Origin of the sequence: Bradyrhizobium sp. McL0615, from assembly GCF_049993905.1 — a bacterium.
In the GTDB taxonomy this organism is placed as follows: Bacteria; Pseudomonadota; Alphaproteobacteria; order Rhizobiales; family Xanthobacteraceae; genus Bradyrhizobium.
In genome coordinates this window covers 328111-347149 of sequence record NZ_CP188254.1, presented here as the reverse complement: position 1 = coordinate 347149, position 19039 = coordinate 328111, and the positions used below count along the sequence as shown (strand labels likewise).

The window sequence follows — 19039 nt, the reverse complement described above, 5'->3', positions numbered from 1 at the left end:
CCGCCGAAGCGATTTCGGCATTACCGGGCGATTGCACGTTGCGACCTCGTAATGCTACCCGGTTACTGAAGCGTTGCGATAGCGCAAGGGATCAAATTGGACAACGACAAGCCGATGCTGGTGCTGGGTATTGAAACCACCTGCGATGAAACCGCAGCCGCCGTGGTCGAGCGTCAGCGCGACGGCAGCGGAAAGATTCTATCAAATATCGTGCGCTCGCAAACCGACGAGCACGCCCGCTTCGGCGGCGTGGTTCCGGAGATCGCGGCGCGCGCCCATGTCGACCTGCTCGATGGCATCGTCGGACAGGCGATGAAGGAAGCGGACGTCGGCTTTGCACAATTGTCGGCGGTAGCGGCTGCCGCCGGGCCCGGCCTGATCGGCGGTGTGATCGTCGGCCTCACCACCGCCAAGGCAATCGCCATGGTCCACGATACGCCGCTGATCGCAGTCAATCACCTCGAAGCCCATGCGCTGACGCCGCGGCTCACTTGCGCGCTCGCCTTTCCCTATTGCTTGTTCCTTGCGTCCGGCGGGCACACCCAGATCGTCGCCGTGGTCGGCGTCGGCCAATATGTCCGGCTTGGCACCACCGTCGATGACGCGATGGGTGAGGCTTTCGACAAAGTCGCAAAGATGCTGTCGCTGCCCTATCCTGGCGGACCGGAAGTCGAACGTGCAGCGGCGAGCGGCGACGCCAAGCGGTTCGCCTTTCCGCGGCCGATGCTCGGGCGGCCGGATGCGAATTTCTCGCTGTCGGGATTGAAGACGGCGGTTCGCAATGAGGCCAGCCGCATGATGCCGCTGGAACCGCAGGATGTCAGCGATCTCTGCGCCGGTTTTCAGGCCGCGGTGCTGGAATCAACGGCGGACCGGCTGAGCGTCGGCCTGAGATTGTTTCACGAACAGTTCGGCCCGCCCCGCGCGCTGGTGGCGGCCGGCGGCGTCGCCGCCAATCACGCCATCCGCGGCGCGTTGCAGGAGGTCGCCGCAAAAGCGCAGACCACGCTGATCATTCCGCCGCCCGCGCTGTGCACCGATAACGGCGCGATGATCGCCTGGGCCGGCGCGGAACGGATGGCGCTCGGACTGACCGATACGATGGACGCGCCGCCCCGCGCGCGATGGCTGCTCGATGCCAACGCGACCGCGCCGGCCGGCTACAGCAACACGCGCGCGGGATTCTGATATGGCGTCCTTCAATACAGTCGCGGTGATCGGCGGTGGCGCCTACGGCACCGCGCTCGCCTGTGCCGCGCTACGCGCCGGCCGCGATGTTGTACTGTATGCGCGAAGCACTGAGGCCGTCGCGCAGATGCAGACGACGCGCGAGAATCCAAAGCTGCCCGGCGTGAGCCTCGACGCGGGTATCGATGTTACCTTCGACATGGCTATGGCGGGGCGCGCGGAGTTCATCCTGCTGGCGACGCCTGCGCAAAATCTGCGTGAAGCCGCGACGTCGCTTGCGCCACATCTGAAGCCGGAGACGCCGGTCGTCGCCTGCGCCAAGGGCATCGAGCGCGGCACCCATCGCTTCATGACCGAGATCATCGCCGAGACCATACCGCAGGCCATCCCTGCGATCCTGTCGGGACCGAATTTCGCTGATGATGTCGCGCGCGGCCTTCCAACCGCGGTGACGCTTGCCGCAAAGGACGAAAGACTGGCGAGCGATCTGGTGCACGCGCTGGGCTCTTCAACCTTCCGGCCGTATCACAGCACGGACGTTCGCGGCGTCGAGATCGGCGGCGCGGCCAAGAACGTGCTGGCGATCGCCGCCGGGATCGTCGTCGGCCGGCAACTCGGCGCCTCGGCGCTGGCGGCACTCACCACGCGGGGCTTCAGCGAACTTGCACGCCTGGGCCGCGCCTGCGGCGCGCGCAGCGAAACACTGGCAGGTCTTTCCGGCCTCGGCGACCTGATCCTGAGCTGCTCGAGCCTGCAATCGCGCAACTTTGCTTTCGGGATCGCACTCGGCCGCGGCGAAGCGCCGAACCGCGACAAGCTCGCCGAAGGCGAGTTCACCGCGCCGGTTTTGATCGAACTGGCGGCTTCGCAGAACGTCGATATGCCGGTATCAACTGCGGTCGCGGCGATCCTGGGCGGCAAGGTGACGATCGACGCCGCGATCGAAGGCCTGCTGACACGGCCGTTCAAGGCGGAGGAATGACGATGGCGTACTGGCTGGTGAAATCCGAACCCTCGGTCTGGTCGTGGGACCAGCAGGTGGCGAAGGGCGCAAAGGGCGAAGCCTGGACCGGCGTGCGTAACTTCACCGCCCGCCAGAACCTCGTGGCCATGAAGAAAGGCGAGAAGGCCTTCTTCTATCATTCCAACGAGGGCAAGGAGATCGTCGGCATCGCGGAGATCATCAAGGAAGCCTATCCCGATCCATCCGACAAGACCGGCAAGTTCGTCTGCGTCGACATCAAGGCGGACAAGCCGTTGAAGACGCCGGTGACGATGGCCGCGATCAAGGCCGACAAAAAGTTCGCCGACATGGCGCTGGTGAAATATTCGCGGCTGTCGGTGCAGCCGGTGACCGCGGACGAGTGGAAGATGGTCTGCAAGATGGGCGGGATGTAGAACGCTTCTCTTTCCCTCTCCCCTTGTGGGAGAGGGCGGATCAATCGCGCAAGGCGCGATTGAGACGGGTGAGGGGTTGCCTCCGCGAGTGACCCTCTCGCGTTGGAATTCGCGGAGAGAACCCCTCATCCGGCGCTTCGCGCCACCTTCTCCCACAAGGGGAGAAAGAAGAAGGATCAAGCCGCTGCGGCCGTCACGACCTCCGCCAACAGCGCCTCGCGCTTGGCTTGGGTGCGATAACCCTTCATCGTCGCGGCAAAACGCTCGAGGATGCCATCCTCGAATGCGGTGACGATGGTGTCGTGGACATAGCTCTTGCGGCAGATCGCGGGGGTGTTCGACAGTTCGTCGGCTGCAGCGCGCACCGCATCCAGCACCTGCTTCTTGCGGCCGCGCTCGCTTGCTGCGGGCGTTATCCGCGACAGCGATTCCAGCACCACGGCAGACGCCATCAGGGTGCGGAAATCCTTCAGCGAAATCTTGATGCCGGCGATCTCGCGCAGGAACGCATTCACGGTCGTGGTCGAGACCGTGCGAACGGTGCCGGAATTGTCGCGATACTGGAACATGCGCTTGCCCGGCACGTCACGCAGGATACCGATGGCGCGCACCAGTTTGGCGGCGTCGCATTCCTTGCGCACGGCCTTGCCGCCCTTGGCCTTGAAGGTCAGGACGAAGCTGTCGTCTTCCAGCGTGACGTTGGACTTGAGCATCGTGGTCGCGCCGCGGGTGCCGTTGAGGCGGGCATAGGATTCATTGCCCGGGCGGATCGCGGTGCGCGCGATCAGCTCGATCACGGCCGAAAGTGCGAATTCGCGCGTCGGCTCGTCACCGGACAGATACGCCGAGACCTTGCGGCGGATCTTCGGCAGGGCGCCCACCAACCGCGCCAGGCGATGCGCCTTGCGCTGCTCGCGGACCTTTTCCCAATCGGCGTGATAGCGGTACTGCAGCCGGCCGGCCGCATCGATGCCGACAGCCTGCAGATGCGAACTCGGATCAGCCGAATAGCGCACGTCGCGATAGGCCGGCGGCACCGCCATCGAATGCAGGCGGCGGATGGTGCCGGCATGACGGATCTGCGTGCCGTTGGCACGATGGAATGAATAGCCCTTGCCGCGCTTGACGCGGCGGATGGTCAGCCCGTTCTGGTCGCCGAGCTTGAGGCCAAGTTCCTCGGCCAGATCCTCGACGGAGGTCTTGCCAACGATGTGCGCCTTGGCCTTGACGGTTTCCTTGGGCAGTTGCCCGAGCGCTTCGGCTAATGCGACGGCGGGATCGGCGGAAACGGGCCGCGTAGCCTCGAAACTCTGCTGATCCATCATGACCGTTATCGCCTTGCTCCACCTGTCTGCCGGCAATGCCTGTTATAGTAGCTTGGTTCCGGAGAGCCGTCCGGCCCCCGGGCAGGCCATTTAGGGGGTAACGGCCGGCTTTGCGAGTCCCGATTCCGTCATTGACAGTATTAAAATACCTGTCATGGGAGCCATTCGGCGATAGCGTTGATTTTTGGCTCGGCCGGATCGTTAAAAACTTCCGAAAATAACGCCGGTTTGATCGGCGACAACACGGCAGGCCGGCGGCGCGACCAAGGTCGCAGATGTTTCCGCCTTGTCCGGGCATCGTCCCGCGACGCATAATCGTTGCAACAATCAGGACGGCTTGCGGCCGCCAGCGCGTGCGGTGCCGCAACGAGTGGGAGGGTCAGAATGTCCGAGAAAATTTACGACGTATCCGCCGATTGGGCCAAACGCGCCTACATCGACGACGCCAAGTACCGCGAAATGTATGCCCGCTCGGTCTCGGACCCCAATGGCTTCTGGGGCGAGCAAGCCAGGCGCCTTGACTGGATCAAGCCCTTCCACAAGGTCGAGAACGTCTCCTTCGCCCCCGGCAATATCTCGATCAAATGGTTCGAGGACGGCGTCTTGAACGCCGCCTGGAACTGCGTCGACCGCCATCTCGACAAGCGCGGCAACCAGACCGCGATCATCTGGGAGGGCGACGACCCCTCGCAATCCAAACACATCACCTACCGGCAGCTGCACGACGAAGTCTGCAAGATGGCCAACATCCTGCGCACGCGGAACGTCAAGAAAGGTGACCGCGTCACGATCTACCTGCCGATGATCCCGGAAGCGGCCTATGCGATGCTGGCCTGCGCGCGGATCGGCGCGATTCATTCGGTGGTGTTCGCCGGCTTCTCACCCGACAGCCTCGCCCAGCGCATCACCGACTGCCAGTCCAAGGTCATCATCACCGCGGACGAGGGACTGCGGGGCGGCAAGAAGGTGCCGCTGAAGGCCAATGTCGACGCCGCTATCGCGAAAGCCGGCGGAGTCGATTGGGTCGTCGTCGTCAAGCGCACCGGTGCCGCCATCGACATGAATCCTTCGCGCGACTTCTGGTACCACGACGCCGCCGCGATGGTGACGACGGAGTGCCCGGCCGAGCACATGCACGCGGAAGACCCGCTGTTCATCCTCTATACGTCGGGCTCCACCGGCCAGCCCAAGGGCGTGCTGCACACCACGGGCGGCTATCTCGTGTTCGCGGCGATGACGCATCAATACGTGTTCGATTACCATGACGGCGACGTCTACTGGTGCACCGCCGACGTCGGCTGGGTCACCGGCCACAGCTACATTCTCTACGGGCCGCTGGCGAACGGCGCGACCACGCTGATGTTCGAGGGCGTGCCGAATTACCCGGATAATTCACGGTTCTGGAACGTCATCGACAAGCACAACGTCAACATTTTCTACACCGCGCCGACCGCGATCCGCGCGCTGATGCAGTCGGGCGACGGCCCGGTGCAGAAGACCTCGCGCAAGAGCCTGCGCCTATTAGGTTCGGTCGGCGAGCCGATCAATCCGGAAGCGTGGGAGTGGTATCACCGCGTGGTCGGCGACGCCCGCTGCCCGATCGTCGACACCTGGTGGCAGACCGAAACCGGCGGCATTTTGATCACGCCGCTGCCCGGCGCCACAAAACTCAAGCCGGGTTCAGCGACGCGGCCGTTCTTCGGCGTGGTGCCTGAGATCGTCGACGCCGACGGCAAGGTGCTGGAAGGCGAAACATCCGGCAATCTCTGCATCGCCAAATCCTGGCCGGGACAGATGCGCACGGTCTATGGCGATCACGCCCGTTTCGAGCAGACCTATTTCTCGACCTACAAGGGCAAGTATTTTACCGGTGACGGCTGCCGCCGGGATGCCGACGGCTATTACTGGATCACCGGCCGCGTCGACGACGTCATCAACGTGTCAGGCCATCGCATGGGCACGGCCGAGGTCGAAAGCTCGCTCGTCGCACATGCAAAAGTGTCGGAAGCCGCCGTGGTCGGCTATCCCCACGACATCAAGGGCCAAGGCATCTATGCCTATGTGACGCTGATGGCCGGTACCGAACCGACCGAGGATCTGCGGAAAGAGCTGGTGGCCTGGGTGCGCAAGGACATCGGCCCGATCGCCTCTCCCGACCAGATCCAGTTCGCACCGGGCCTGCCGAAAACCCGTTCCGGCAAGATCATGCGCCGCATCCTGCGCAAGATCGCCGAGGACGAACCGAGTAGCCTCGGCGACACCTCGACGCTGGCCGACCCCGCCGTGGTCGACGATCTCGTGCAGAACCGGCAGAACAAGAAGAGCGCGCCGGCGTAAGGCGTCCGCGACCACCTAGTCCTGTGCGACGTCATGGCCGGGCTTGTCCCGGCCATCCACGTTTTTAGAAGGCGTGGATGCCCCGGACATGACGAATTTCTGCGCAGGAAAAACAGTGGTAGCCGACCCCACATCCGGCCGCGTTCACACGGTTGTCAGTAGCGAGCCCGCTTTGGCGGGCATTTCGCCGCCAAGTGTTGTTTTCAGGTCATTTACTTTGATTTGAACATTTTCTTTGTTCCCCACGTCAAACCAGTCTCGGGGCCAGAGGTGGAAACCACCCGGTTAATCCACGCGGTTAAAGATGCGTGGGTGAGACGGCAAAGCTGCGTTGGCAGCGGGCAACTGATGCGCCCCGGATGGGGCAGGCAAAGTGGGGCTGAAATGTCGGTGAAGATTGCGGTAGCGCTGGCCGTCACCATCAGTGCGGGAATTGCGTTGTCGTCACGGGCAGAAGCGCGGCCTGAAATGGTCGGCATTTCCGGCGACTACACGCCGGGTACGATCGTGGTGAAGACCCACGAGCGCCGCCTCTATCTCATTCTCGATTCCGGCCACGCCATGCGCTATCCAGTCGGCGTCGGCAAGACCGGCAAGCAGTGGGAAGGCACCACAAAGATCGACGGCAAGTACCTCCACCCGGCATGGTCGCCGCCAAGCGAAGTCAAGCGCGACAAGCCTGAGATGCCCGACGTCATTCCGGGCGGCTCGCCGCGCAACCCGATGGGCGTCGCGGCGATGACATTGGCCGGCGGCGAGTACGCCATTCACGGCACCAACGTACCGAACTCGGTCGGCGGTTTCGTGTCCTATGGCTGCATCCGCATGCTCAACGACGACATCTCGGATCTGTATCAACGCGTATCGGTCGGAACGACGGTGACGGTCACGCGCTGATCAACCGATCAGATTGATACGAGAGCCGCGCGATTGCGCGGCTCTTTCATTTGAGCGGCGTTTGTCCTGCGTTCGCACACCAGCCGTTGCGATGGCCGCCGCCGTAGCTGCGGGCATGACCCGCCGCAAGCATCGCCGTCGAAACATTGCCGGTGCGCCGCGTCGCAACCTCGGCGACAACGCGGCCGGCATATTTGTCCGGCCCGATATTGAAGATCATGACGTCGCCTTCACCGAGCAATGCGCGTAACGCGCCCGTCGCGGCCTCGGCCATCCGCAATTCCTGCGCGCAGGACGCCTTTAATTCAGGCGCGTCGATGCCGCGCAGACGCACCCGGGTGTTGAGATCGAGACCTGGCTCCAAATGCACCCGCGCCTCGAACGTGTCGCCGTCGATCGTCCTGACGACGTCGACGGGGTGACGCGCGGCCGAATTTGGGGAACGCTTCAAGATGGTCCCGGCATCGCGCGCTGCCTGACTGTCCGCCGAGTTCGGCAACGATCGCCGCACCCAGTCCCGCACCGGCAACATCGTCGCCGCCGTCACGCAAATCACGAACATCCAGGGCAAGGCCGCCGCAAACCATCGGCGCCAGGAACCCCTGCGTGGGGCTCTATAAGCACTTGTTCTCTCGTATGGGAGCATGTCCCGACTAAGGGCTGAGTCGGGGAATCCGGCAAGGGCCCATCGCGCCACCTTGGGCCGCTCTCTTGGGCCTCAAAAATCCGACGCAATGCCCTTGTGTTCCCAATCGCCATAGCGGGTCGGTTCCGGGCCCTTCGGACCCTGAAACTCCTTCTGATGCGGCGTCGCGCTGGCCTCGGCGGCCTTGCGTCGGGCTTGGGCCTCGGCCAGCGCGCGCTCCGCGGCAGGCGTCAGCTTCTTGCGTTCCGCTGTTTGCGCGGGAGATGAGGGACTGTCGGTCATCGCAGTTCTCCTCTTAGCACAGGGATGAGCGTACAGATGACATCACAATCGTGAAATTGTCTGTGGCGATTCTTACATTTGGCATATTCGCATGCCAAATGGACTTTCATTCCAATGGCATGAGCCAGAACCTTTCCGCCTTCCGAGACATTGCTGATTCATGCCCCCTTCCCGATTCGCAGTACCTGCCGAAGTGCCCGGTCTGGCGGCACGCCGAATCGCGGCTGACATACTCGACGGCGTACTGCACAAGCACCGCACCCTGGACGATCAGCTCGACGGCGCCGGCGCCCATCCCGGCCTGAAGACGCTGGCCGATCGCGACCGCGCCCTGATGCGGCGGCTGGTGGCGACGATTCTTCGGCGGCTCGGTACGCTCGGCCATTTGCTGTCGCGCCTGCTCGATCGCGGTATCCCGACGGACGCCCCGCGCGCGCAAAGCGCACTCTTGATCGGCGCCGCGCAGATTCTCTGGATGGATGTGCCCGATCACGCCGCCGTCGATCTTTCGGTGCGGTTGGTGCAATCGGACCGCCGCGCCGCGAAATATGCCGGCCTCGTCAACGCAGTGTTGCGACGCTGCGCGCGCGAGGGGCAGCCGCTGATCGACGAAGTCAAATCGCAGAATCTCGACATTCCGCCGTGGCTGCTGGCGCGCTGGATCGGCGCCTATGGCGAGACCACTGCGCGGCAGATGGCGCTCGCCATCGGCTATGAACCGTCACTCGACATCACCGTGAAAGCAGACGCGGCGCAATGGGCGAGCCGCCTGCACGGTGAAACCTTGCCGACCGGCACCGTGCGCACCTTGCTGCAGGGCTCCGTGACCATGCTGCCCGGCTTCTCCGAGGGGCAATGGTGGGTGCAGGACGCCGCCGCCGCGCTGCCGGCACGATTGTTCGGCGACGTCGGCGGCAAGACCATTGTCGACCTCTGCGCCGCGCCCGGCGGCAAAACCGCGCAACTTGCGCAAGCCGGCGCGCGCGTGACCGCGGTCGACCGCTCACCGGCGCGCATGGCGCGGCTGCGCGACAATCTGGCCCGGCTTTCGCTGCAGGCCGATGACGTGGTGACCGATGGCGCCGAGTGGGCCGGTCAAGACAATGGCGGCTTTGACGGTGTGCTGGTGGACGCGCCCTGCACCTCCACTGGCACCATAAGGCGTCACCCCGACGTGGCCTGGCTGCGGCAAGAAGCCGATATCGCCGCATTGACGGCCTTGCAAAAGCGATTGCTGCAACGGGCGGTCGCGCTGCTCAAGCCGGGCGGAACGCTGGTCTATTGCACCTGTTCGCTGGAGCCGGAGGAAGGTGAACAGGCGATCGCGTCGTTGCTGGCCGCCGAATCCGGCATGCGCCGCGTGCCGGTCGAAGCCGACGAAGTCGCCGGCCTCAGCGACATCGTGACCGCAAACGGCGATTTGCGGACCCTGCCCTGCCATCTGCCCCATACCGACCCCCGGCTCGGCGGGCTGGATGGGTTTTACGCCGCGCGGCTGGTTAAATCCTGATTTTAAACTGAAATTCGCCGACCACGGGGTGATTCGCCGGTTTTCAAGATGGTGTCATCCCGGCGTTTCCGGATTAAAAGGATTCGCCAGAATACCCCTCCCTCCCTAAGCAAGGCACGGCGTGTCGGTCGCTCAACGCAGACGCATCTCGACGCTTATCATGAGCCGCTCGGCGCGGACCGTGATCGCGCGTGCGACTGGCGCGACGGTGGCGGTGTCGCGGCTGTGGCCCGGCCGCGCCGACCGGCTGATCATCGCGCCGCATGACCTGCGTACCGCCGACGCCACCCGCGCCGCCGAGATCTATGCCGGCCGCTTTGTGTTCGCCGGCAAGATCGTGACTTGCCACGGCCGCTCGATCTTCGATCTCGAACCGCCGTCGGAGGATTGGGAAGTCGCCCTGCTCGGCTTCGGCTGGCTGCGCCATTTGCGCGCCGCCGACACCGCGCTGACCCGCGCCAATGCCCGCTCGCTGGTCGACGACTGGATCTCGAATCCGGGACGCAAGCGGCCGCTCGAGCGCCGCCCCGACGTGCTGGCGCGCCGCGTGATCTCGCTGTTGTCGCAGGCGCCGCTGGTGCTCGGCGACACCGACGGAAAATTCTATCGCAAATATCTGCGCGGGCTGACCCGCGAGATTCGCTATCTGCGCTACGCGATGCTCGACATCGCCGACGGCGTGCCGCGGCTGCAGGTGCTGATCGCGCTTTGCTACGCCTCGCTTTGCCTGGCCAATCAGGCGGGTCACATCCGCTCTGCGACGCGGCGGCTTTCCGACGAATTGCAGCGGCAGATCATGCCCGACGGCGGGCATATCTCGCGCAATCCCGGCGCGCTGGTCGAACTGCTCAGCGACCTGCTGCCGCTGCGACAGACCTTTGCCGCCCGCAACATCGCGCCGCCGCCGGCGCTGTTGAATGCGATCGACCGCATGATGCCGATGCTGCGCTTCTTCCGTCATGGCGACGGCAGCTTTGCGCTGTTCAACGGCATGAGCAACGCGCCCTCGGATCTGGTGGCCACCCTGCTCGCCTATGACGACACCCACGGCGTGCCGATGGCGAACATGCCGCATACCGGCTTCCAGCGCCTCGATGCCGGCACCACGACCGTCATCATGGACACCGGGCCGCCGCCGCCGCCGAATGTCAGCCAGGAAGCGCACGCCGGTTGCCTCGCGTTCGAATTGTCGTCCGGGCCGAGCCGGATCGTCGTCAATTGCGGGATGCCCTCGACCGGCCGCGACAATTGGCGAAGCTTTGCGCGCAGCACCGCTGCGCATTCGACCCTGACCTATCACGACACCTCCTCGTGCCAGTTCATCGAACTGTCGGCGATGAAGCGCCTGCTGCAGGGCGCGCCCGTCCTCAGCGGCCCGGTGAATGTGGAAAGCTACCGCGAGGCTGTGGCCGACGGCGACCTCCTGACCACATCGCATGACGGCTATCTCGCTCGGTTCGGCGTCGTGCACCGCCGGGTGCTGATGATCTCGCAGGACGGCGGCAGGCTCGACGGCGAAGACACCATCGCGCCGGCGCCGGGGTCGCGCATCAAGGGCAACGAGACCGATTTTGCCCTGCGGTTTCATCTGCATCCCGCGGTGAAAGCAAGCCGCCTCAGCGACGCGCGCGGCGTCATGCTGGTATTGCCCAACCGCGACGTCTGGACCTTCGAGGCGCTCGACGACAAGGTCGACCTTGAGGACAGCGTGTTTCTGGCCGGCAATGACGGCCCCCGTCGCACCGCCCAGATCGTGATCCGCCAGGATTCCCGCCGCGCTTCCTCGGTCCGCTGGAGCTTTGTCCGCTCGTCGACGTCGGCGGCCGGCACCAGCGCCCGCCGCAATGCCAGGCGCGAACCGGAACTGCCGCTCTAAGGCCACGGCCCCGGCCACGAGATTCCCACACGGTTTCTGGCCGGTTTCATGACCGGCAAAACCATGCTACCGGGCTGGCTTACCAGCCTGGGAACCTTCTTATGACCGACCATCCGCGCCGCGTAACCCGCGCCCTGTTGTCCGTTTCCGACAAGACCGGCCTGATCGAATTTGCCAAGGCGCTGGCCGGCCATGGCGTCGAGCTCGTCTCCACGGGCGGTACCGCGAAGGCGATCGCGGCGGCCGGATTGCAGGTCAAGGACGTCTCGGACCTGACGGGTTTTCCCGAAATGATGGACGGCCGGGTTAAGACCTTGCACCCGAAGGTGCATGGCGGCCTGCTCGCGATCCGCGACAACAAGGAACATGCCGATGCCATGAAGGCGCACGGCATCGCGCCGATCGACCTGCTGGTGGTCAACCTCTATCCGTTCGAGGAAACCGTCGACAAGGGCGCAGGTTACGAGGACTGCATCGAAAACATCGACATCGGCGGTCCCGCGATGATCCGCGCCGCCGCGAAGAACCATGACGACGTCGCCGTCGTCGTCGAGGCGCAGGACTATCAGGCCGTGCTCGACGAGCTCGCCGCCAACAAGGGCGCAACCACGCTGTCGCTGCGCCGCCGCCTCGCTGCAAAAGCCTATGCGCGCACCGCCGCCTATGACGCCGCGATCTCGAACTGGTTCGCGCTTCAGCTCAAGGACGACGCGCCGGATTTCCGCGCCTTTGGCGGCCGGCTGATCCAGTCGCTGCGCTATGGCGAGAACCCGCACCAGACCGCCGCGTTCTATCGTACGCCCGACAAGCGTCCCGGCGTCGCCACCGCGCGGCAGTTGCAGGGCAAGGAGCTGTCCTACAACAACATCAACGATACCGATGCGGCCTATGAATGCATCGGCGAATTCGATCCGAAGCGCACCGCGGCCTGCGTCATCGTCAAGCACGCCAACCCTTGCGGCGTCGCCGAAGGTCCCGATCTGGTCAGTGCCTATCGCAAGGCGTTCGCCTGCGATACGCAGTCACCCTATGGCGGCATCATCGCCGTCAATCGGACGCTCGACGCCGAAGCCGCGCGCGTCATCACGGAAATCCTGACCGAAGTGATCATCGCGCCGGATGCTACGGAAGAAGCCATCGCGATCATCGCGAAGCGGAAGAACCTGCGGCTTCTCCTCGCCGGCAGCCTGCCCGACCCGCGCGCGATGGGATTGACCGCGAAAACCGTTGCGGGCGGCCTGCTGGTGCAGAGCCGCGACAACGCCGTCGTCGATGACCTCACGCTGAAGACGGTGACCAAACGCGCACCGACTGAGGCCGAGCTGCGCGACCTCAAATTCGCCTTCCGCGTCGCCAAGCACGTCAAGTCGAACACCATCATTTATGCCAAGGATCTCGCCACCGTCGGCATCGGCGCCGGCCAGATGAGCCGGGTCGATGCCGCGCGCATCGCCGCCCGCAAGGCGCAGGACGCCGCTGCCGACGCAAAACTCGCCGAACCCCTGACCAAGGGTTCGGTCGTTGCGTCGGATGCGTTCTTCCCGTTCGCCGACGGCATGCTGGCCTGCATCGAAGCTGGGGCCACCGCGGTGATTCAGCCCGGCGGCTCGATCCGCGATGACGAAGTGATCAAGGCCGCCGACGAGCATGGCATCGCCATGGTGTTCACCGGCGTGCGGCATTTCCGGCATTGAGCCGTGATGCCGTAGGGTGGGCAAAGGCGCGAAGCGACGTGCCCACCATCTACCATCAAGCACGCTGCAAGATGGTGGGCACGCTGCGCTCTGCCCACCCTGCGACTCGCCGTCACTCCCTCACCCGCGTCAGTAGCGCCAGGCCGGCGACGAAGAACACCACCAGCAGCGCCATGCCGGCTTTCTGGCTCGCGGTGACGGCCGTGATCGCGCCGATCAGGAGCGGGCCGATGAACGACGTCACCTTTCCGGTCAGCGCAAACAATCCAAAATGCTGCGCGATGCGATCCTTCGGTGCGAGGCGTATCAGAAGCGTGCGCGACGCCGCCTGTAGCGGACCGCCGGCCGCGCCAATCAGACATCCGAGCACGAGATAGGCGCGCTCGGCCGCTCCCGAGAATAGCGGGCCGCCCGGCACCGGCGGCGCGACCTGCACGAACAGGATCGAGTCCTTGTCGACCAGCAGAATTGCGCTCAGCGCGAACAGAAGGATCAGCAAGCTGCCGGCAATGACGCGCTTGGGTCCCAGCCTGTCGTCGAGCTTGCCGCCGAGCCACGCGCCAAACGTGCCGGCGATCGCCAGCAGAATTCCAAAACTTCCGATCTGGATCGTATGCCAGCCGAACGTGCCGGCGGCGTAGATGCCCCCGAACGCGAACAGCGACACCAGCCCGTCGGTGTAGATCATGTTGGCAAGCAGGAATGTCGCGAGCGATTTCTGCTTCGGCAATTCGCCGAGCGTCCGCTTCAACCCGCTCAATCCTTCGCGCAATGCTTCGCGGATCGGGCGTCTTGCGGGATAATCAGGTGTGAATAGGAACATCGGCAGCACGAAAATGACGAACCAGATACCCGTCAGCGGGCCGGTGATGCGGTCACCCTGATGGCTGACCGGATCGAGACCGAACAGCGGCGCCAGGCCGAATAGCGTACGCCCGGTTTCGGGGTTGGCCGCCAGAAAGCCGAGCACCAGGATGAGACTGAGGATGCCGCCGATATAGCCGGTGGCCCAGCCGGTGCCGGACAACCGTCCCATTTTTTCCGGCGGCACCAGCGTCGGCATCATCGCGTTGTTGAAGACGGTAGCGAATTCGACGCCGACGCTCGCGATCGCATAGGCGAGCAACAGCGGTCCGATGACGCCCGGATCTCCCGGCTTTCCGAACCACATCAGCGAGGCGCCGATCACCAGCAGCGAACCGAAGCCGGCGATCCACGGCTTGCGGCGGCCGCTCGCGTCCGCAATCGCGCCCAGCACCGGCGACAGCAGCGCGATCATCAGGCCGGCGGCCGCGGTGGCAAATCCCCACAATGCCTGCCCCTGCGCCGGATCCGGCGCGACGAAGCTCGCGAAATAGGGCGCGAATACGAACGTGGTGATCAACGTAAAATAGGGCTGCGCGGCCCAATCGAAGAAGATCCAGCTGACGACGGCGGCGCGGCGCGGATATTCTCGCGACATTTCGGCGCCGGATGCTTTGGAAGCGATCACCGTCATGTGAGGAATTTCCTTCAAAAGTCCCGCGAGGCATTTTGCCCGTTAAATCCAAACCCATATAGCATGCGTCACCGACGCCTGGGCTCTTGCCGAGCGTCACACAGGCTCCAACTGCGGCGGATTTTCGATGACAGTCTTTTCGATCCGGTGGCGCCGGGTAGCTGCCACATTCGTACTTGCGTTTGCCTGCGCAGCGACAGCCTTTGCGCAGGAACGACGCGCTTATGCGCCGCCCGATCTCTCCACCGTTCGCGCCATCGCGGCGGAGCATGGCTTGGTGGTGGCGCAGGAAAGGCTCGCCGCGCAAGTCGGCGCCGATATTCTCAAGCAAGGCGGCAACGCGGTCGATGCCGCGGTCGCCACCGGCTTTGCGCTTGCCGTCACCTATCCGCGCGCCGGAAACATCGGCGGCGGCGGCTTCATGGTAATTCATTCTGCCGCGCGCAACGAAGATGCCGCCATCGACTATCGCGAAACTGGACCGGCCGCGATCACGCGCGACATTTTTCTGGGACCGGACGGCAAACCCGATACCGACAAGTCGCGCAATTCGGCGCTTGGTATCGGCGTGCCCGGCACGGTGGCCGGATTGGCGCTGGCGTTGGAAAAATATGGCTCGGGCCGTTTCACACTCGCGCAAATCCTGAAACCCGCCATCGAGCTGGCGCGCGACGGCTTCGTGGTCGCCGACGACATGGCCGACACGCTGCCGGACATGTATCGACGGATGGGACGGTGGCCGAATTCGGCCAAGGCGTTCTCCCGCAGCGACGGCACGCCGCTGCAAGAGGGCGAGCGGCTGATCCAGTCCGATCTTGCGGCAACGCTGTCCGCGATTGCCGAACAGGGACCGCGCGGGTTTTATGAGGGGCCGGTCGCCGAACGGCTGGCAAAGGCCGTCCGCGACGGCGGCGGCCTCATGACGGTGGACGATCTGAAATCCTATCAGGCTGTCATCCGCAGCCCGGTGCGCGGCAATTATCGCGGCTATGACATTGTCTCGATGCCGCTGCCCTCCTCCGGCGGCACGGTGCTGTTGCAGTCGCTGAACATTCTCGAAGGATTTGCGATGGCCGACATGAAGCAGGGCTCCGCACCTTCGCTGCACGTCATGATCGAAGCCATGAAGCGCGCTTATGCCGACCGCGCGCGCTATCTCGGCGATCCCGCCTTCGTCAACGCACCGGTCAATGTCCTGATCACCAAGGAATACGCCGCGCGGCAACGCGCAACCATCGACCTTGCGCGCGCAACGCCGGCTGCCGATGTCCTGGCAGTGAGCCCGCGCGAAGGCAGCAACACCACGCATTTTTCGGTCGTCGATTCCGGCGGCAACGCGGTCAGCAACACCTACACGCTGAACTTTCCCTATGGCGTCGGCCTGGTCGCCGAGGGTACCGGCGTGCTGCTCAACAACGAGCTCGACGACTTCACCGCGGCGCCCGGCGCATCGAACGCCTTTGGCCTGGTCGGGTTTGAAGCCAATCTGCCCGGCTCGGGAAAACGGCCATTATCGTCAATGTCGCCGACCATCGTGCTGAAGGACGGCAAGCCGGTGCTGGTTACGGGAACGCCGGGCGGCAGCCGCATCATATCGGCGGTGCTGCAGGTCGTGGTCGACGTGCTCGACTACAACATGAATGTCGCCGCCGCCGTGGCGGCCCCGCGGGTCCATCACCAATGGATGCCCGATGAAGTGCGTGTGGAACGCGGCTTTTCCGACGAGGTGTTGGCCGAGCTAAAGGCGAAGGGTCACAAGGTGATCGAGCCGCTCGGCCAGACCTCGGTCAATTCGATCGCCGTCACGCCGGGCGGCCTGCTTGGCGCCCCCGATCCGCGCACAAGGGGTGCGGCGGCGGTGGGGCAGTGAAGCGATGACGGCTGACGGTGATTTGCCCTATAAATCACAGCCAAGGACCTGAATTGAAACCGGGAGCGAGCCCAATGACATCTCTCAAAGGCAAGACGCTGTTCATCTCGGGCGCCAGCCGCGGCATCGGACTGGCCATCGCACTGCGTGCCGCGCGTGACGGCGCCAATGTCGCGATTGCGGCGAAGACCGCGGAGCCGCACCCGAAACTCAAGGGCACCATCTACACAGCGGCGGAGGAAATTCGCGCCGCCGGCGGCAAGGCGCTGCCGGTGCTGTGCGACATCCGCGACGAGGCGCAGGTGATCGCGGCGATCGAGCAGACCGTCGCCGAATTCGGCGGCATCGATATCTGCGTCAACAATGCCAGCGCCATCAGCCTGACCAATTCGCAAGCGACCGACATGAAGCGGTTCGACTTGATGATGGGCATCAACACCCGCGGCACCTTCATGGTGTCCAAATATTGCATCCCGCATCTGAAGAAGGCGGCCAATCCGCACATACTGATGCTGTCGCCGCCGCTCGACATGAAGCAAAAATGGTTCGAGCATTCGACCGCCTACACGATGGCCAAGTTCGGCATGAGCATGTGCGTGCTGGGGCTGTCAGGCGAACTGAAATCCGCAGGCGTGGCCGTCAACGCGCTGTGGCCGCGCACCACCATCGCCACCGCCGCGGTCGGCAATTTGCTCGGCGGTGACGCCATGATGCGCTCCAGCCGCACACCCGAGATCATGGGCGATGCCGCGCACGCGATCCTGACCCGACCGGCGCGGGAATTCACCGGGCAGTTCTGCATCGACGACAAGGTGCTGTACGCCTCCGGCGTCAGGGATTTCGAGCCCTACCGTGTCGATCGCTCGGTGCCGTTGATGTCGGATTTCTTCGTCCCCGACGACGACGTGCCGCCACCCGGCGTCACTGTGCAGGCGCTGCCCTCGGTGGGCGCCGCGCAGGGGTCGCGTTAGAGGGCTTACCGTCATTGGTTCCGTTGCGGAGCATGTGATCTTGCGAAAATGGGTCGTTGTCGCTGCCGCAATCTGCGTCGCCGCACTGGCAGGAGCGAGCGTCTACTTCCGGCCCGATCACGCAGTCCGCGTCGCCACCGGTTACGTTGCCCATAACGTCTGCTCGAAGACCTTCGTGTCGGGCCTCGATCCGCAAGCCGTGTTCGCGGAAGTTTCCGAGCGCGCCGGGATTCGCCGCATGCGCCGTGCGCTCCGCTTCGACATCGACCGTGACGCACGGACCGTGGACGCCTCGATGCTCGGCCTGTTTCGTAGCCGGGCGGCCTTTCACGACGGGCTCGGATGCGTTGAGCAGCATGGACAGAAAGAGCCTTATCTCCTGAAGAGCGATGTCGAAGCGCTGAAAGCGAAGACGCCGCCGTCGCTTCCCGAGATTGCCGGTCCGGCCGTCGTCGAACCATCCGATCCGGCGCTAAAGGCGGCGCTCGATCATGCCTTCGAGGAGCCGCCGGCACCGCCGCTCCGCAGGACCAAGGCGGTGGTCGTGGTGCATGACGGCAAGGTGATTGCTGAGCGCTATGCGACCGGCATCGGCGTCGATACGCCGCTGCTCGGGTTGTCCATGACCAAGTCGGTGGTCAACGCGCTGATCGGCATCCTTACGCAACAGGGTCTCGTCACGCCCTCGATGCCGGCGCCGATACCGGAATGGCGCGGCGCCGACGATCCGCGGCGCGAGATCGAGGTCGAGCATCTGATGCGCATGACGACGGGGCTCGATCTGGACGAAACCAATTCCGGCTTCGATCCATCCAGCCGCATGTTCCTGCAGAATGATTCGGCGGCCTATGCCGTGAATACCAGGATGATCGCACCGCTGGGCACGCGATGGCATTATTCGAGCCCGACCACGCAGATCCTGGCGCGCATCGTCCGCGATGCCGTCGGCGGCCCGGAGCAGACGCTGGCGTTTGCGTGGCGCGAATTGTTCAACCCGCTCGGCATGCGTAACGTCACGCTGGAATTCGACGGTGCGGGCACGCTGCAAGGCTCGACCTACATGCTCGCAAGCGCGCGCGACTGGGCGAAATTCGGCCTGCTCTACCTCAATGACGGCGTGGTCGGGGGAAAACGCATCCTGCATGAGGACTGGGTCGACTTTTGCGCGGCCGCGACGCTCGACACCGACTACGCGGCGGGCTTCTGGACCAACCGCAGCGAGCACCCCAACGCCAAGGGGCGCGTGCGGCTCGGCATTCCCCGCGATGCATTCTTTGCGTCGGGCGACCTCGGCCAGCGCATCGTGATCATGCCGTCGCAGAAGCTCGTGGTCGTTCGCCTCGGCAACAGCGTCGATCCGACCGGCGATATCCGGGGACTAGGCCGGCTGGTGAAGGAAGTCATCGCGGCGGTGCAGCCATGAGAGCGTCATTGCTCTCACGGCCTGTCATCGTCCGCGAAGGCGGACGATCCAGTATTCCAGAGGCCACGGCATCGAACCGATAAGCCGCGGCGTACTGGATACCCCGCCTGCGCGGGGTATGACG

The 19039-nt window shown here is 64.5% G+C and carries 15 protein-coding genes; 11 read left to right on the top strand and 4 right to left on the bottom strand.

From position 1 onward, the window contains the following. The first annotated feature begins 114 nt into the window (after positions 1–114). Genes tsaD through ACPPVP_RS01580 form a run of 3 tightly spaced genes read left to right on the top strand, consistent with a single transcriptional unit; the run spans position 115 to position 2586 of the window. Entirely contained in the window at positions 115–1188 is a 1074-nt protein-coding gene (gene tsaD / locus ACPPVP_RS01590) for a tRNA (adenosine(37)-N6)-threonylcarbamoyltransferase complex transferase subunit TsaD (protein WP_426538383.1), read from the top strand. 1 nt (position 1189) lies between these two features. Beyond that, positions 1190–2170, top strand: a complete 981-nt coding sequence (locus ACPPVP_RS01585; RefSeq protein ID WP_426530657.1) for an NAD(P)H-dependent glycerol-3-phosphate dehydrogenase — start codon at positions 1190–1192, stop codon at positions 2168–2170. Positions 2171–2172: 2 nt separating this feature from the next. Beyond that, positions 2173–2586 (top strand): EVE domain-containing protein, encoded by a 414-nt coding sequence (locus ACPPVP_RS01580; protein WP_426530655.1) that lies wholly within the window; start codon positions 2173–2175, stop codon positions 2584–2586. Positions 2587–2762: 176 nt separating this feature from the next. Here the strand turns inward: ACPPVP_RS01580 and ACPPVP_RS01575 are convergent, their stop codons facing one another. Continuing rightward, positions 2763–3911, bottom strand: a complete 1149-nt coding sequence (locus ACPPVP_RS01575) for a DNA topoisomerase IB (RefSeq protein ID WP_426530653.1) — start codon at positions 3909–3911, stop codon at positions 2763–2765. A 384-nt stretch (positions 3912–4295) separates the two neighbouring features. Between ACPPVP_RS01575 and acs the strand changes: the two genes are divergently transcribed. Both acs and ACPPVP_RS01565 read left to right on the top strand, forming a co-directional pair. Then, positions 4296–6248: an acetate--CoA ligase gene (gene acs / locus ACPPVP_RS01570; protein WP_426530651.1), complete on the top strand. Its 1953-nt coding sequence runs from the start codon at positions 4296–4298 to the stop codon at positions 6246–6248. Positions 6249–6632: 384 nt separating this feature from the next. Then, positions 6633–7145, top strand: coding sequence for a L,D-transpeptidase (locus ACPPVP_RS01565; protein WP_426530649.1), 513 nt, complete (start codon positions 6633–6635; stop codon positions 7143–7145). Positions 7146–7191: 46 nt separating this feature from the next. Here the strand turns inward: ACPPVP_RS01565 and ACPPVP_RS01560 are convergent, their stop codons facing one another. Then, positions 7192–7791 carry a thermonuclease family protein gene (locus tag ACPPVP_RS01560; protein WP_426530647.1) on the bottom strand — a complete coding sequence of 200 codons (600 nt, stop codon included), beginning with the start codon at positions 7789–7791 and terminating at the stop codon, positions 7192–7194. A 72-nt stretch (positions 7792–7863) separates the two neighbouring features. Then, positions 7864–8073 carry a DUF1674 domain-containing protein gene (locus ACPPVP_RS01555; RefSeq protein WP_426530645.1) on the bottom strand — a complete coding sequence of 70 codons (210 nt, stop codon included), beginning with the start codon at positions 8071–8073 and terminating at the stop codon, positions 7864–7866. A gap of 160 nt (positions 8074–8233) precedes the next feature. Here ACPPVP_RS01555 and ACPPVP_RS01550 point away from each other — a divergent pair, with 160 nt between their 5' ends. The 3 genes from ACPPVP_RS01550 (at position 8234) to purH (ending at position 13153) form a co-directional block, all read left to right on the top strand. Next, on the top strand, positions 8234–9583 hold the full coding sequence (locus ACPPVP_RS01550) for an RsmB/NOP family class I SAM-dependent RNA methyltransferase (protein WP_426530643.1): 1350 nt from the start codon (positions 8234–8236) through the stop codon (positions 9581–9583). A gap of 160 nt (positions 9584–9743) precedes the next feature. Continuing rightward, complete coding sequence (locus ACPPVP_RS01545; protein WP_426530641.1) at positions 9744–11459, top strand: heparinase II/III family protein; 1716 nt, start codon at positions 9744–9746, stop codon at positions 11457–11459. Between the two features lie 101 nt (positions 11460–11560). Next, positions 11561–13153, top strand: a complete 1593-nt coding sequence (gene purH / locus ACPPVP_RS01540; protein ID WP_426530639.1) for a bifunctional phosphoribosylaminoimidazolecarboxamide formyltransferase/IMP cyclohydrolase — start codon at positions 11561–11563, stop codon at positions 13151–13153. A 112-nt stretch (positions 13154–13265) separates the two neighbouring features. On the opposite strand, the gene ACPPVP_RS01535 is transcribed toward purH, so the two are convergent. Then, positions 13266–14651 carry an MFS transporter gene (locus ACPPVP_RS01535; RefSeq protein ID WP_426530637.1) on the bottom strand — a complete coding sequence of 462 codons (1386 nt, stop codon included), beginning with the start codon at positions 14649–14651 and terminating at the stop codon, positions 13266–13268. Between the two features lie 127 nt (positions 14652–14778). On the opposite strand from ACPPVP_RS01535, the gene ggt reads away from it, so the two are divergent. The 3 genes from ggt to ACPPVP_RS01520 all read left to right on the top strand — a co-directional run bounded on the left by ggt (position 14779) and on the right by ACPPVP_RS01520 (position 18915). Continuing rightward, positions 14779–16521 (top strand): gamma-glutamyltransferase, encoded by a 1743-nt coding sequence (ggt, locus tag ACPPVP_RS01530; protein WP_426530635.1) that lies wholly within the window; start codon positions 14779–14781, stop codon positions 16519–16521. A gap of 74 nt (positions 16522–16595) precedes the next feature. Further along, complete coding sequence (locus ACPPVP_RS01525) at positions 16596–17492, top strand: SDR family oxidoreductase (protein WP_426530633.1); 897 nt, start codon at positions 16596–16598, stop codon at positions 17490–17492. Positions 17493–17526: 34 nt separating this feature from the next. After that, complete coding sequence (locus ACPPVP_RS01520; RefSeq protein WP_426530631.1) at positions 17527–18915, top strand: serine hydrolase domain-containing protein; 1389 nt, start codon at positions 17527–17529, stop codon at positions 18913–18915. Positions 18916–19039: the final 124 nt, after the last annotated feature.